The organism is Gracilimonas sp. (genome assembly GCF_031581265.1).
In the GTDB taxonomy this organism is placed as follows: domain Bacteria; phylum Bacteroidota; class Rhodothermia; order Balneolales; family Balneolaceae; genus Gracilimonas.
The window spans coordinates 70,051-84,839 of sequence record NZ_JAVLBQ010000006.1 but is presented as its reverse complement, the minus strand read 5'-3'; the positions used below and the strand labels follow the sequence as shown (position 1 = coordinate 84,839).

The window sequence follows — 14,789 nt, the reverse complement described above, 5'->3', positions numbered from 1 at the left end:
TTTATCTTCGTTACCAATTCCAATGCGTCCACCGGTTATCTTACGCTGAAATGTTCCGCGACCACTCTCATCATAGGAGAGAAATAATTATTGTCCACAACCTGCCCATTGCTGTTTACTACTTCTTCTACCACTAAACTGTCGTAGAGGTTTGTAACACCTCGTTCAAGTTCCCCATATATAAACTGCAGGTTTAACTTTTCCTCCAGAAGATGAAGAGATGTATTAACTCCATGTATTCTTCTCCCCGAAATAGTAAATTGACTCATGGATGGATATACGTGCCCGGCTTCAAAGTTGAACAAGTTACCATAGGATACATTGACACCATACCTGTTTTGTGGTTGAAGGCGGTCAGACTCCTGAGAGGTTAAATAGCCATTTGCACTATATCTCCAGTTCCCATATCGGCCTGAAATTCGGGTTCTGCCGGTGTAGGCGTTGTTAGTATTCCCTGAAATAACCTGGTTACGAGCTGCTAATTCTGCTGAAATTTGAGGGGCATTGCTTGGACCAAAACCGGTAAACGTTTCTTGTCCGGGAGCTACTACCGCAAAGTTCCATTCTACAACACGGTAAACTTCATCCTCTCCTTCGTACTCCAAAGCCACACGGTGGCGCCCGGTATTTAAGTTCTGAGGGATATAGTAGATGTAGTATGCACTGGTATCCGCATCAGAGGTAATATCTTTTTCATCCAGATAAAGCCGAAACTCCCCGGGTTCCAGATTATTTTTATCATAAAATAGCGCGATGGCAATCAGAACATCATCTTTAGTGACCCCATTGCCCGAAGTTGGAGAAAGTATAGTGTAATCAATTTCCTCTAAGAGTGGCTTTTCATCCTCTAAAGTATCCACAATCTCCACTTCAACCGGATTATCTTGGGGAGAAGTATTTGGGTAATAGACGGTCTCGCCCGATAGTAGTGTAACTTCAAAATAATATTCAACTACGCTTGCATTCTCATTTTGGATATCAAAACTTGCTCTGAAAGTTCCATTTTGATAATTCACTTCCATTTGCTGGTAGCTAAAATCACCATCATACCGGTAAAAAAGACGAGCTTGCTGTATATCACCTTGTGAAATCCCCGGAACGGCAAATTCCAAGGTGTTGGCTGTACTTCTTTCTAAAGCAACAGGCGCTTGATGTTGTACATTATACTGAGCCTGTACGTTTCCCCATATTGCCAACGACAATACCGTGCAAAAAATAATTTTTTCAAATACCCTTTTAAACATTGTTTCTTTTTATTTAAACAAACCAATTAGTTTTGTTCCTGTTCAAAAAGATTTATTCTAATTTCCCGGATTTGTCCATTTTCATCGCGGAACCTCAGGATCATCTCTTTTTCAACAAAATTTTGATCCATCTCTTCATAACCTTCATACAATTCTGCCAACTCCTCGTCCGACAAGGTACCGGAATTCACATTCTCTCCATCTTCATCTACTGTTCCGAACATATTGGAGAATAACGATTGGGTATCTCCGGAATTTAGTGCCATCAAATCCACTTGTCCTTCTTCCACCCAAGTATAACCATTAGATCGAGATCCGAAATTAGTACCTTTTACAGAAGCCAATGAGCGGGAAGTGGCGACCTCAAAGTCATTATTACCCTGTGGTTGTACTTCAAGGAATACCTCCCCTTTGTTCAAATTAATTCTAGTATTACTCTCTTTACTTGTCGTTCCAACATCACCGGTAATCCGCAACAATGAGTTAGGTTTAACCTTAGCCACGCTATTATCCATGAAAAGTACTAAAGCATAAGCTCCTTGTGCGGTAAACAAGCTATCTCCGGAAAAAAGTTTTTCCCCTAAATTATCTAAAGTAAGTGTATCCAACTTTCCAATATTCAGGTTTTGTACGGTAACATCCGGCTTAAACTTTCTGACTATTCCAATATGTCGTTCAGTTTGTTGAAATGCTGCCAGTTCTTCTGAGGCCATACCAAAAAATATGAACGCCAAAACACCTGCATAAATGAACTTTCTAAACGTGTTCATACCAATTTATCGATTATCACCAATTATAATTTCCTCATTCCGGATTTTTTGCAAAATCTCCTCCAGTTTTACTGTAGCTGAAGCACCAGTAAAATCTTGCCCATCATATTGTATTGAAGCTAACTGAAACCCATTTTCTTGTAACCTTTCAAACTCCTCTTGTCCTATTATCGTTACTATAGCTTCCACAACTTCCTGAGACATCGGGGGATTATCTGTGACTCCTCTGGGACCGGTTAAGGTAAATGTCCAAATTTCGGAAGTTATCTGTTCAGATTCTGTATTGGACTGCACGGTATTTACTACCTGCCAAAAATAGGTATCACCCCGCTCAAGTGCTTGTGCACCTGATGAAGGATACTGAAAGGACGTTCCCTGAATGTTCACATCCAGATGCTCAAACTCTAATAAAGATCCCGCTCCATCCGTGGCATTTGTAGGACTTGAACTTTTAGCTCCTTGTAATAAAGATTCCGGGCTATCTATACCATTGTCTTTAACTACCAATAAGCGATAGGTAGTACTGTTATCGCCTTCCCAACTAAACTGAGGAAAATTGTTGGAGATATTGGTTTCTGAACCGACCACATTTCCAGGTGCTTTCAGGTAAATTTCCCTTTCATCAGAACCGGCTTTAAAATTTCCCCCAATTTCAGTTCCGGCTTGTGCTAAATTCACTCTTCCTTCTGCATCGGTTTCCTGGAATACTGTAACCTGTACCGTGTAAATATCACTCGGCAATGTGGTTGACCCGGATAAGTCATTAATAAAATTCTCTCCTTCTGTAGTTAAACCACCTGTCAATTTCAGACTTTCCCGAATACCGGGTATCTGCTCGCGGGCCAAGTCATTATTGGTTACATAAATAGATTGATTCGGTTGAAGAGAAAATGGGTAATTCGGATCTGAACTAAATTCTACAATATTTCCTACCTGAGAAGCGCTTATTTCAATATCAAAATATAAATTAGTAATCTCTTCAGCTGTCAAATTCTCCAAAAAACCAGATATTAACATGGGACCTGAACCGTTCTTATCCATTCCCAGATTCGTTAAACTAAATACTTGTGCATTTTCTAAAGTAGCGCTTTGCTCGATGGAAAGATTTATTCTTTGAGCCTTTGCCTCATTAAAGGGGGTAACATTTAACACACCCAACACTACAATAAAAACGTAATATTTAATCGCTTTACTGTTCATTTTTCCTCCCGTTAGAAATTCTTAAATATTTTAAAATATTAGAAGCACACAAACAAGCTTTAAATAATGGCACCTTATACTATGTAATTAAACCAAACGTATTCCTATACTTGTATATACAAAAAAAGCTCCCTCACATTGTGAAAGGAGCTTTTGTGGAGCTACGGGGATTCGAACCCCGGACCTTCGCGCTGCCAGCGCGACGCTCTAGCCAGCTGAGCTATAGCCCCGAAAGGCTGGCTAAAATATATATTTTTAAATCAAAATAACACCCTGTATCAATGTTTATTTCTTAAAATTTCTTTTAAGGGCAAAGGTATTTTATTACAGGAATTGTAAAAAAAGTCTTTTTAATTCATTATCAAACTGCTATTTTGTTCTGGAATGCACCTAAAAATTAATCACAATAGAAATCAACGAAGATGACTAATTTAAAATCACTGATACCAAATGTTTTTCTGATGTTGGCGGTAGTATTTTTTGCAAGTTGCTCCGGCTCTCAAGAATTACTGGATCCTTCAGAACGCACACTCGAATACCTCCGATCTCTTGACGAAGAAACCCTTCGCGGTTTAGATACCGATCAAGATGGTCTTAACGATTACTTAGAACTTTACGAATATGAAACCAATCCATTAATGGCAGACACCGATGGTGATGGCCTTTCTGATGGTGAGGAAGTAAATGAGTATGAAACCGATCCATTAAATGCTGATTCTGATGGAGACGGCCTTTCTGATGGAGATGAAGTTAATTCATACAATACTGATCCATTAAATGCTGATTCTGACGGTGACGGACTCTCAGACGGAGACGAAGTCAACAATTACAACACTGATCCAAACAATTCAGATTCTGATGGTGACGGACTCAGCGATTATGATGAAGTGATGACGCATGACACTAATCCTAACAACGCTGATTCTGATGGTGACGGATTTACCGACATGCAGGAGCTTGATATGGGAACCAACCCAAATGATTCAAGTGATCCAATGTACCTTGATTCAGACGCACTGGAAACCGTTAACTTCGATTTCGACCGTTCAAATATTCGCAGCGATGCTGAAGCAATCCTAATGGATAATGTTGAAATGCTCAAAGACGCTCCTGCTTTCCGTGTTCGGGTAGATGCTTACACTGACCATGTGGGTGGCGATCAATATAACCTCCGATTGAGCTTGCGACGTGCAAATTCAGTTGTTGAGTTTTACGTAGATAATGGAATTTCTGAAAACCGTATCGAATCTAACGGTTTAGGTAAAGCTCCTGTTGAGTGTACCGAAGCTGAGCAAGATGAAAATACTCCCGGTTGTGAAAGAAACCGACGTGCTGAGTCACATCCTATAAGCACACTAAAGTATCAGCCTAACAACTAAGCTGAATACTTAGCGAAATTAATCAGGCTCACTGCTTTTCGGCAGTGAGCCTTTTTTATGGGTATCAATTTCTGCAATTGAGCTTAATAACTAATTGAACGTTTTACCTGTTAAAGAAATATTTGTGAATAGTGTACTTTGAAGAGTTCTACCAATGACTGGTCGAAGCGTCCCGCTTGAACCAAAATTGACTGTTTCAATGTATCTTATCTTGTCTGAATATCACACAAGCAAGACGCTTGCGATAGGATAGAGTAGAGCAACTGGTAAACGCGAGAATTGATTCAGTTATCAAAAGAAGCGTGCAATGCTTACCCCTGCAAATACGCCCGGTTCATCAATTCTGTAGGCAACATCAACCCGGAATAGATTAAATATGTTGCTTAAGGATAAGCCTGCCTCCATGTGCCAGTCATTTGTTAGGGAAGGACCGAATCCATATCTGTTATTGAATTCTGTTATTTGAGAATCTTTAACCCAAGTACGACCAATACCCCCAAAAGCAATGACACTTAAACCCGTTTTCGTTGCATTTCGCCATCCTAATAGTTCAAGTGGTACACTTTTAAAATTGTGCTCTGCATTTAACGCAACATAACTTGCTCCCTCGTATGGAATAAACCTTTTTGCCCTGAATGCGCCAAATGGAGTAAATACTCCCTGTGCTACATCCAATACCTCATTTTTTTGGATAGGGAGGTCTCCGATGTACGTCCCCGCATTAAATCGCATATCAAGGGTATTAGGGAAAAACCGGCGTTGATAGAACGTTTCGTAGCGACGGTATAGATCAATTTTGAAACGTGTGAAATCCCAGTCACTTCCCAAAAACCCTGCTGAGTGTTCTATAGAAAATGCATAGTCGTTCGCACCAATAGCTCCAAATCCTTTTCGATCGCTGCCATTAGACAGTGAAAGAAAAATCGATCCCAAATTTCCTTCATCTATATAACTATTCGGTCGCTGGAGATTATTTCTTCCGGCTATATCGTGGCTGGTTTTGTATGAAATAGAGGAATGCTGTTCATAATTATAACTTAGTTTGATACTTCCATATCCCCTTAGATAATGCTGCACGCCAAATTCTACCCCCTCATTTCGGTAGTAATCAAAGTAGTCGGCATAGCCAAACACTGCGGTGAAGCTCGTCAAGACCGGGCTAAACATATCGGAATTGTACCTCGTTTCGGTTCCGGCTTCATACCCACCATAGATTAAAAACCGCCTGGTTTCCTTCAGCGGTCGCCAAGTTAATGTTCCACCATACGAGAATATGCCGTCATCGTATCCTGTACTATATCCCCCAAAAGCAGAAGTGGTTAATCTATAGTCGAAAAAACTCCTCTCCCTTTTTAGTCCCAGATATAAGGCATCCACTCGGTTATAGCGAGCTAAAGGCGTCGTATTTTGGGTAAGTTTGGAAAGCAAGGATCGGTTTGAAGAAGATGAGCTTCCACTTCGGTTCGCTCTCCCTGAACTGCTTCCCCCGCTGCTTTTTACTGATATTGATCCGCTGTTATCATCTTCGTCCCAGTCAATAAAACGGGTGAAAAATCCTTTTGGCTTGAATGCTTTTTCTAACGTAGCGGTACTGTCCAGACTTTGGTAAGCCTGTTTCTCTTCACTATCTAAGGGAATCATTTCCACCTCGCTCACAAAAAGAGAGTCCCCTGAATTGATAGTTGTGGAATCCACACTAAAAGTCTCAAATTGTTTAAATAAAGAATCGGGCAGTAAGGTGTTTACATTGTAATCATTGAGTTTTGCTACTTGCTTGAATCCAATAGCAGGGAATCTCAATCCAACAATTCCAACTTCAACAACCCCGTTAATTCTGACATCGACAGGCAGCCAAAACTCACCGCCAAAATTGCTGAATTGCTGAGAGTAGGTCAGGTTAAAATCCTGAATGGGGGGTGGAAAACTAATCACGGAATTGGGTTTCAAATCCACTTCCAGCAGTGCATATTCTTCCCCAAGTACATAAATAGTGCCTTCAAACAACGGCTGTAGCTTTCGGCCTGAAGTCACCGATAGCTCATATACTACCTGACCATCAAGAGCATTTATATCTTCCAGCTGAAAGTCATAATAGGATAAAGCATCCGGGTGCGTAACTCCCACCACATTGAACCCAGCAATATCTAAATTATCATCGTAAAAATTGGGCAAATAACTGACCCCCGCAAAATTTGTTCCTTCATCAATATTAGCCGTCTGCCTTTTAGACTTCAATACCTCCCGGGTACCCCTTTCCTTATCCCAATACACCGTAGATACACTCTCCGATATCGAAACTATAGAAGTATCATTCTTTAATTGCTGACGGGTATACGCTTCAGCAACATACGTTCTTAGATTCGCCCGCCAAATCTTTTTCCGACGGATAACTTCCTTCATGATAGCTATAGCAGGGTCTTCGCCGGTTACCACAATCTCCCCCATTTCAGCAACAGACGGCTTTAACACAAACTCTACCGGACCTGAATTTTCTGTAATGGTTTTCTCCTGACTTTCAAATCCTATAAACCGAACCACCAAGGTGACGGGAAATTCCTGGACCTGCAGGCTGAATTCACCATCCTGATTTGAAATAGTTCCTTTGTAGGTGTCTTTGATAATTACGTGAGCGGAGGGTAGGGTCTCACCGGTTTCTGCATCAATAATTCTCCCTTTTACTACGTTTTGAGCCATTAATTCATGTACACCGAAAAGAAAAAGAACAAAGAACAAAAAGACTGATTTATGCATAACACTAAAATTCGTTGAAGGAAAATTTTTCAGCTCGTTTTTACTACCTCAAAGCTGATTAGTTTCACTAAGCTACGTATCTTTTCCAAAATTGTTTTCTGTAAATGACCCTGTAGTTCAATTGGATAGAATAGGGACCTCCTAAGTCCTAGATCTGGGTTCGATTCCCGGCGGGGTCACAAGAATATCGAATAATGAATATTCAACACTCAATATCGAAGGTGGGATTTACTGCCAACAATTTAGTCTTAATCATCGATCAGACGGCTTTTTGTAGAATTTGAAAGTATGGCCATAGAATCAGCCGTCAGATCGAGTCCGAGATTAATTCCATGCACTTCGGCCTGACGGCTCCAAGTCCGTCTGACCGATTGTTTGACAGACACTATTAAATTCTTATTCCAGTCTATTTGAATATAGATTTTCTTATTCTAATAAAACGAGATATATTAGAATAAGATATTTTATAATCCAACCCATTAGAATATGGAAAACATTAAGTATCACAATCTTCCTTTATTACCTCCTGAGAAGGTTGTTCAGCCTCCGTTGAAGCTGATCACTGAGGCTTACCATGCGGTGGGTGAACTAAAGGGCAGGATGTATCGGGATGTTATAAATCCCAATTTAATTGTAGGGCCACTATTGAATAAAGAGGCGGTAGCCAGTTCAAAAATTGAGGGTACGCAAACCACCGTTGAAGAAATCCTGCGATATGAAGCCGGAGAGCGCAAAGAAGAAGATCCCGACATTTTAGAAGTATTGAATTACCGGCAGGCAATCTATGAATCCATAGAGTATTTAAAGCAAAAGCCTTCAGGAGAAAATCTCGTAAAGGCGCTTCATCGAACATTGCTTTCTTCGGTACGGGGAAAGGAAAAAGATCCCGGTAATTTCAGAAGGGCAACGGTTCATCTTGGCAAACCGGGAAGTAAAGTGGATGAGGCAGCATATATCCCCCCTAAACCGGATGACATCACCGGGCTTATGAAAAACTGGGTTGAGTTTGTGCACGAATCAGACATGGATTTATTGGTAAAGGTAGCAATTGCGCATTACCAGTTTGAGGCCATTCACCCTTTTATGGATGGAAACGGCCGGGTGGGAAGGCTTATGATTCCTATTATTATGTTTGAACAGGAAATGATCCCCTACCCCTATTTTTATATCAGTGAGTATTTTGAACAGCACCGGTCTGAGTATTACGAAGCTTTGCGGTTGGTTGACCGTGAAAGGGATTGGGATGCCTGGGTTAACTTTTTCTTGGTAGCGGTGAAAGAGACGGCCATACACATGCAGGCAAAAGTGGTAAGTATGTATGAACTCTATGGGTGGGTGAAAGAAGAAATTGTAACGATGAACTCTCAATATGCCCAGGTATTTCTTGATCTACTATTTGAACGGCCGATCATCTCTGGAAAGGAAATTCCACAAAGACTCGAACAACCCAGTACCCAAACCATTTACAATTTGACCAAGAAATTTGAGAAAGCAGGAATTATCCGGGAAATAACAGGGCAGAAAAGAAATCAGGTTTATGCCTTTGATGCCCTGCTCGACATCATTAAATAATTCTTATTCCAGTCCATTAGACTATGGAATTTCTTAATCCAACAAACCGAAGAAAATTAGAATAAGAGTAACGAGATATAACACTCCTAGTAAAGGTTATCAAAAGAATGTACAAAAATAAAAAATTCATAATTGAGTATGAGGGAGCATCTTGAAGACAAAATCTCCACTGGCATTTTCCCTCAGAATCTCTTTTTATAGGGGCAATATTTGATTGATCTGTTAAAGATGATCTAAACCGAAATTTATCATTGAATCAAACATGCTCCTTCATTCCTTAGACTGGACCATCCTTGCTGTCTTTTTTGCTGTTGTAATTATCATTGGATTGTGGTCATCTAAAACAGCCGGTAAAAGTCAGGAACAGTTTTTTCTTGGGGGAAGAAGTATGCCATGGTGGCTGCTGGGGGTTTCTATGGTGGCTACCACCTTCTCTGCCGACACCCCGAACTTAGTCACCGGTCTGGTGCGCGAAGGCGGTGTGGCCCGAAATTGGGTGTGGTGGTCGTTCCTGATTACGGGGATGGTGACGGTCTTTATCTACGCCCGGCTTTGGCGAAGATCGAATGTATTGACAGACCTGGAGTTTTATGAAATCCGGTACAGCGGTAAAGCAGCTTCTTTTCTGCGGGGGTTTCGGGCTATCTACCTTGGAGTATTATTTAACTGCCTGATTATGGGCACCGTGACCCTGGCTGCTATTAAAATCGGTTCCGTCATGTTTGGCCTTGCTCCTTGGATTATCGTAGTAGGCGGCTCTACCATCATTGTATTGTATTCAGCCTTGGGGGGAATCAAAGGGGTTATATGGACGGACTTCTTCCAATTTGGGATTGCTATGGTGGGAGCTTTTTACGCAGCTTATGTTGCTATCAATCAGCCGGAAATTGGATCTTTGACGGCTCTTTTCGAGCATCCGAATCTTGAGGGAAAGCTGGACCTATTTCCCAATATGAATAATCCGTCACTGGTTATTTCCATGTTTATCATTCCTATTGCCGTTCAATGGTGGGCGGTTTGGTATCCGGGCTCAGAACCGGGCGGAGGTGGTTATATCGCTCAGCGCATGTTGGCCGCTAAAGATGAAACGCATGCCGTAGGCGCTACGCTCCTTTTTAATGTGGCTCATTATGCTTTGCGTCCCTGGCCCTGGATTATCGTTGCTTTAGCCTCGCTTGTTCTCTTCCCGAGTTTAGAATCTATTCATGAAGTGTTCCCTAACATCGACGAACAATACCTTGGCAACGATATCGCTTATCCTGTAATGATGACTTTGCTTTCTCCGGGATGGCTCGGCTTGGTGACCGCTTCACTGATCGCAGCATTTATGTCCACCATTAGTACCCACTTGAACTGGGGATCATCCTACCTGGTGCACGATTTTTATAACCGGTTTATAAATCCCGATGCCTCCGAGAAGGAATTGGTTCGTATGGGACGCCTTTCAACCGTCCTGCTGATGGTTATTTCCGGTGCCTTTGCTTTGTTTTTGCTAAGAGATGCGACTCAGGCTTTCAATATTCTGTTACTATCAGGAGCAGGAACAGGGGCTATATATCTGCTTCGATGGTTTTGGTGGCGAATAAATGCAATCACCGAAGTTGCAGCTATGATCAGCGGTACTATTGTCGCTTTCGTATTGGTGCTGTTTGTGAGTGATGATGCAATGGCCACCACCTATATCGATGGATTCACGGTGAAGCTGCTTTTGGCTGTTGGCATCACTTCGATAGTCTGGATTATCACAGCTTTTGTAACCAAGCCGGAATCTTATGAAACTCAAAAGAAATTCTATGAATTGACACACCCCGGCGGTCCCGGCTGGCGCAAACTCATTAATGAAGCCAAAGATCGCGGTGAAGCAATTCCTGAAACCCGGGAATGGGGCGTTCCCCGCAGTATCCTAATGGTGTTTGTGGGATGTATCGGCACATATTCAGCTTTAATTGGAACCGGAAGTTTCTTATATGGAAATTACATTACAGCCGGAATCTTGACCCTGGTATTTATTGGGGCTGCTATCATTATCCAAAATCACTTAACTAAAACTAAGTTTCAATGAGCGACTTCACACGACGTAAATTCCTCAAATCAGCTTCTGTTCTTGCAGCTGGAAGTTTGACGCTTCCCTCCTTCGTAAATGCAAGTTCTCTGAAAACAGTCAACGATGTGAGAATCGGTTTTATAGGAACCGGACTGCGGGGCAGAAATCATGTTAATAACCTGCTTTCCTATGATGGTGTAACCTGCCCAGCTATTTGCGACATCGATCCCGAAGCCATCATCAAAACCAAGGAAATTTTTAAAACTAAAGAAAAACCTGAGCCGACTGTTTATACCGGAGATGATTACGCCTTTATGGATATGCTGGAGAAGGAAGACCTGGATGGGGTGATTATTGCCACGAATTGGAAATGGCATACGCCCATGTGCCTGGCTGCGATGAAGAGTGGAATCTATACCGGGGTTGAAGTCTCCGGTGCCTTTTCGATTGATGAGTGTTGGGAACTGGTTCGAACCCATCAGGAAACGGGCACCCATCTCTTTTTCCTTGAAAATGTAAACTACCGCAGAGATGTGATGGCTGTACTGAATATGGTTAGAGATAATGTATTTGGTGAACTTGTACACTTACGAGGCGGCTATCAACATGATTTACGCAGGGTTAAATTCAATGATGGAGATGGGGGACTTAAATTTGGGGAAGACAGTTATGGGGAAGCCCGCTGGCGAACCAAGCATTCTATCCGCAGAAATGGAGAGTTGTATCCCACACACGGTCTTGGACCATTGAATAATATGCTGGATGTGAATCGCGGAAATCGGCTGACTTCTATTTCCTCTTTTGCCACCAAATCTAAGGGACTCCATCAGTTTGTGCTCGATCATCCTGAAGGTGGTGAAAATCACCCCTACGAAAATATTGACTGGAAGCTCGGCGATATTGTGACTTCTCATATTTCAACAGCCAATGGGGAGACTATCATCCTCACCCATGATACCAACTTACCGCGCCCATATTCACTTGGATTTAGGGTTCAAGGCGTGAAGGGCTTAGCAGAATTCGATTATCACACCCGAAGAATACATTCTGAAGGTGCTTCACCTAATCACCAATGGGATGATTGGGAAGTTTGGTTTGAAAAATATGATCATGAACTCTGGAAGAAATATGGAGAGATTGCCGTCGGCGGGGGACATGGCGGAATGGATTATTTCCTCGACAGGGCTTTTGTGGAAAGCGTTAAGGAAAATGCACCTGCCGTAATAGATGTATATGACGCTGCCGTGATGCGTGTAATAACACCTCTTTCAGAAATATCTATCCGAGAAGGTGGGACGCCCCAGGAAATCCCCGATTTTACTGACGGAAACTGGATGCATCGCAAACCTGTATTTGGCCTTGGGGATTGGTAGTTTGTAGCAAGCTTTAAATAAACGAATTCGATTTCGACATAAACCTTCTAAAGTTGTCATCCTAGTAGATGTTAGATAATTTATTGACAAATGTTAAGAAAGTGAAGACTCCCCTTGCGCTTGCGTCCCGACCATCGGGGAGGGGAGATAAATCAGTCAGTTGTTCCTGTCCCGATTTTTTCGGGATGAGGGGTGTTGGTGCCAAAGATAGTTCAGCCTAATACAACTCAGAATTAAAGCTATTAGGGAAAATCAGACTTTAAAGGTAATGTTTGGCCTTGGCACCAACACCCTCCGCCAGACTTCGCATCCGCTCAGTCTGGCACCTCCCTCAAGGGAGGACTTTGTCTGACTGCCGGCGTAAGCTCAATATATAATACAACTGCCAAACTCAGATTTTGTGCTATATGTACCTAATTGCAGAAAAAACTTAAACCCATTTAATCGAATACACAATATACAAACACTATGCCCTCACTTGTCATTTTAGCAGCAGGAATGGGAAGCCGATATGGCGGAACCAAGCAATTCTCAACCTTTGGCCCACATGATCATCTTATTATGGATTACACCATTTATGATGCAGTCAAAGCCGGATTCAATAAAGTAGTGTGTGTAATTCGGGAAGAGATAGAAGCGGAGTTCAATACTGTGTTGCAGGAAAAGTGGCAAGATCAAATTAATATCGTCTCCGTCTTCCAGGAACTTGATGCCTTACCAGATGAATTTGAGGTACCTGAGGAAAGAACAAAACCCTGGGGCACTGCACACGCATTATGGATGGCCGAACCGGAAATTGACGAGCCATTTGCTATGGTGAATGCTGATGACTTTTATGGTCGGGGGGCAATCCAAAAAGCATACAACAAGCTGATCATGATGGATAAGAATGAAAACAACGCTTTTATAATTGGATATGAAGTGGGAAATACCTTAAGTCCGCATGGTTCAGTATCGCGTGGACTGTGTAATATCGATGGGAAAGGACATCTAAAAGAAATAAAAGAGCTGAAATCCATAGAAAGAAAGAATGGCACTATAGTTTCGGAAACTAATAGTGAACAAAGAGAGCTCAACCCGGATGACTTGGTTTCCATGAATTTAATGGGCTTTACTCCTTTTGTTTTTGAGTCAGTTCGTGAAGGGTTTCATGAATTTTATCAGAACCTCTCACCCGGCAGTAATGCTGAATTTTATCTCGCTGAAGTGCTTTCCATTTTGATGGACAAAGGAGTACAAATATCGGTTATTCCAACCAATAGTGAATGGTTTGGAGTCACTTACAGTGAAGACAATAACTGGGTAAATCAGAAACTTGAAGAACTTCACGAATCATGGGTCTACCCGGATGAATTCTAAAGAAATGGAACACATCCAAAAGGTACTGCACTCATACCCTGTTTCTTCAGAAAATATATCTGTTGCGCACCTCAAGTCAGGATTGATTCATTCTTCCTATAAAATTTCAACCGCCGATGATTCCTATTTACTGCAACAAATAAACACCCGTGTTTTCCAAGATGTAAGTGCACTCATGGAAAATATTAAACTGGTTACCGATACTTTATCCCAAGCCTATAAGGATTCACCTTACGAAAGTCTTGAAATCATACCTGCCAAAACCGGGGAACTGTTTTTTCAGAATAATGAAAAAGCATGGCGAATCTATTCCTTTAAAGATCACTTAAAAGGTTTCGAGTCTCCGAAGAATATTGACATGGTTCATGAAGCAGGCAAAGCCTTCTCACTTTTTATAAAAGCTTTATCCCCCTTAAACCCTGATCAACTGTCAGTCACCATTCCCCAATTTCATTCTCTGGAATATCGTCATAGTCAACTACAACAGTCTTTAAAAACTACTCATGTTGATGTCGCCGAGATCCTTTCTTTAATTGATAAAACAAAGGAATATACCCGACTGCTTTTACCCCTTGAGCATGCTTTCCAAAGCGGTGAAATTCCGACCAGAATCACTCACAACGACTCCAAGTTCAACAACCTTCTTTTTGATGACTCCGGTAGAGCTCGTTGCGTAGTTGACTTAGATACCGTGATGCCCGGCATTATCCATTTTGATGTAGGTGATTGCTTACGCACTTTGGTTCCAACTACTCCCGAAGATGAACCAAACCTAGATCAAATAGAACTCAGGAAAGAATACCATAATGCTTTTTTAGATGGCTTTCTTTCTGCATCTGAGTCATGGTTCACTAAATCGGAACGCACCTACCTTCCATATGCAGCGCCCTATATGGCTTTGATTATGGGAACCCGGTTTTTAACTGATTACTTAAATGGCAATACCTACTACCACTGTGAGTATCCTAAGCATAACATAGTGCGGGCTCGGTGCCAACTGGAGGTGGTACGTCAATTTTTAGACCTATCTCCTCTTCATAAAATAAATTGAATTACTACTGACTGAAAATCCCCAATAAGTACGATTTCCAGTTATT

Annotated in this window: 10 protein-coding genes and 2 tRNA genes; 7 read left to right on the top strand and 5 right to left on the bottom strand. The window is 41.7% G+C overall.

Annotation, left to right across the window (positions count from 1 at the left end):
• Nucleotides 1-35: 35 nt before the first annotated feature.
• From RI561_RS04035 to RI561_RS04020, 4 genes are all read right to left on the bottom strand, one after another.
• Complete coding sequence (locus tag RI561_RS04035; protein ID WP_395078944.1) at nt 36-1,244, bottom strand: hypothetical protein; 1,209 nt, start codon at nt 1,242-1,244, stop codon at nt 36-38.
• A 26-nt stretch (nt 1,245-1,270) separates the two neighbouring features.
• On the bottom strand, nt 1,271-2,014 hold the full coding sequence (locus RI561_RS04030; RefSeq protein ID WP_395078943.1) for a FecR domain-containing protein: 744 nt from the start codon (nt 2,012-2,014) through the stop codon (nt 1,271-1,273).
• A 6-nt stretch (nt 2,015-2,020) separates the two neighbouring features.
• Nucleotides 2,021-3,214 carry a hypothetical protein gene (locus RI561_RS04025; RefSeq protein ID WP_395078942.1) on the bottom strand — a complete coding sequence of 398 codons (1,194 nt, stop codon included), beginning with the start codon at nt 3,212-3,214 and terminating at the stop codon, nt 2,021-2,023.
• A 156-nt stretch (nt 3,215-3,370) separates the two neighbouring features.
• Nucleotides 3,371-3,444, bottom strand: a tRNA-Ala gene (locus RI561_RS04020).
• A gap of 192 nt (nt 3,445-3,636) precedes the next feature.
• Between RI561_RS04020 and RI561_RS04015 the strand changes: the two genes are divergently transcribed.
• Nucleotides 3,637-4,593: an OmpA family protein gene (locus RI561_RS04015; protein ID WP_395078941.1), complete on the top strand. Its 957-nt coding sequence runs from the start codon at nt 3,637-3,639 to the stop codon at nt 4,591-4,593.
• A 291-nt stretch (nt 4,594-4,884) separates the two neighbouring features.
• On the opposite strand, the gene RI561_RS04010 is transcribed toward RI561_RS04015, so the two are convergent.
• Complete coding sequence (locus RI561_RS04010) at nt 4,885-7,344, bottom strand: DUF5686 family protein (RefSeq protein WP_395078940.1); 2,460 nt, start codon at nt 7,342-7,344, stop codon at nt 4,885-4,887.
• A gap of 106 nt (nt 7,345-7,450) precedes the next feature.
• Between RI561_RS04010 and RI561_RS04005 the strand changes: the two genes are divergently transcribed.
• The 6 genes from RI561_RS04005 (at nt 7,451) to RI561_RS03980 (ending at nt 14,743) form a co-directional block, all read left to right on the top strand.
• Nucleotides 7,451-7,523 (top strand) — tRNA-Arg (locus tag RI561_RS04005).
• A 307-nt stretch (nt 7,524-7,830) separates the two neighbouring features.
• Nucleotides 7,831-8,916 carry a Fic family protein gene (locus RI561_RS04000; protein WP_395078939.1) on the top strand — a complete coding sequence of 362 codons (1,086 nt, stop codon included), beginning with the start codon at nt 7,831-7,833 and terminating at the stop codon, nt 8,914-8,916.
• A gap of 262 nt (nt 8,917-9,178) precedes the next feature.
• The gene (locus RI561_RS03995) at nt 9,179-10,978 is read left to right on the top strand and encodes a sodium:solute symporter family protein (protein WP_395078938.1); all 1,800 of its coding nucleotides are present in this window, start codon (nt 9,179-9,181) and stop codon (nt 10,976-10,978) included.
• On the top strand, nt 10,975-12,333 hold the full coding sequence (locus tag RI561_RS03990; RefSeq protein ID WP_395078937.1) for a Gfo/Idh/MocA family oxidoreductase: 1,359 nt from the start codon (nt 10,975-10,977) through the stop codon (nt 12,331-12,333). Before RI561_RS03995 ends, RI561_RS03990 begins: the two co-directional genes overlap by 4 nt.
• A 468-nt stretch (nt 12,334-12,801) precedes the next feature.
• Complete coding sequence (locus tag RI561_RS03985; protein WP_395078936.1) at nt 12,802-13,692, top strand: NDP-sugar synthase; 891 nt, start codon at nt 12,802-12,804, stop codon at nt 13,690-13,692.
• Nucleotides 13,682-14,743 (top strand): phosphotransferase enzyme family protein, encoded by a 1,062-nt coding sequence (locus RI561_RS03980; RefSeq protein ID WP_395078935.1) that lies wholly within the window; start codon nt 13,682-13,684, stop codon nt 14,741-14,743. The genes RI561_RS03985 and RI561_RS03980 overlap by 11 nt, the downstream gene beginning before the upstream one ends.
• The last annotated feature ends 46 nt before the right edge of the window (nt 14,744-14,789 follow it).

Bases quoted from the DNA above. Each gene is read 5' to 3' on its own strand.
- RI561_RS04035 (WP_395078944.1), bottom strand. From the start codon at position 1,244: ATGTTTAAAAGGGTATTTGAAAAAATTATTTTTTGCACGGTATTGTCG.
- RI561_RS04030 (WP_395078943.1), bottom strand. From the start codon at position 2,014: ATGAACACGTTTAGAAAGTTCATTTATGCAGGTGTTTTGGCGTTCATA.
- RI561_RS04025 (WP_395078942.1), bottom strand. From the start codon at position 3,214: ATGAACAGTAAAGCGATTAAATATTACGTTTTTATTGTAGTGTTGGGT.
- RI561_RS04015 (WP_395078941.1), top strand. From the start codon at position 3,637: ATGACTAATTTAAAATCACTGATACCAAATGTTTTTCTGATGTTGGCG.
- RI561_RS04010 (WP_395078940.1), bottom strand. From the start codon at position 7,344: ATGCATAAATCAGTCTTTTTGTTCTTTGTTCTTTTTCTTTTCGGTGTA.
- RI561_RS04000 (WP_395078939.1), top strand. From the start codon at position 7,831: ATGGAAAACATTAAGTATCACAATCTTCCTTTATTACCTCCTGAGAAG.
- RI561_RS03995 (WP_395078938.1), top strand. From the start codon at position 9,179: ATGCTCCTTCATTCCTTAGACTGGACCATCCTTGCTGTCTTTTTTGCT.
- RI561_RS03990 (WP_395078937.1), top strand. From the start codon at position 10,975: ATGAGCGACTTCACACGACGTAAATTCCTCAAATCAGCTTCTGTTCTT.
- RI561_RS03985 (WP_395078936.1), top strand. From the start codon at position 12,802: ATGCCCTCACTTGTCATTTTAGCAGCAGGAATGGGAAGCCGATATGGC.
- RI561_RS03980 (WP_395078935.1), top strand. From the start codon at position 13,682: ATGAATTCTAAAGAAATGGAACACATCCAAAAGGTACTGCACTCATAC.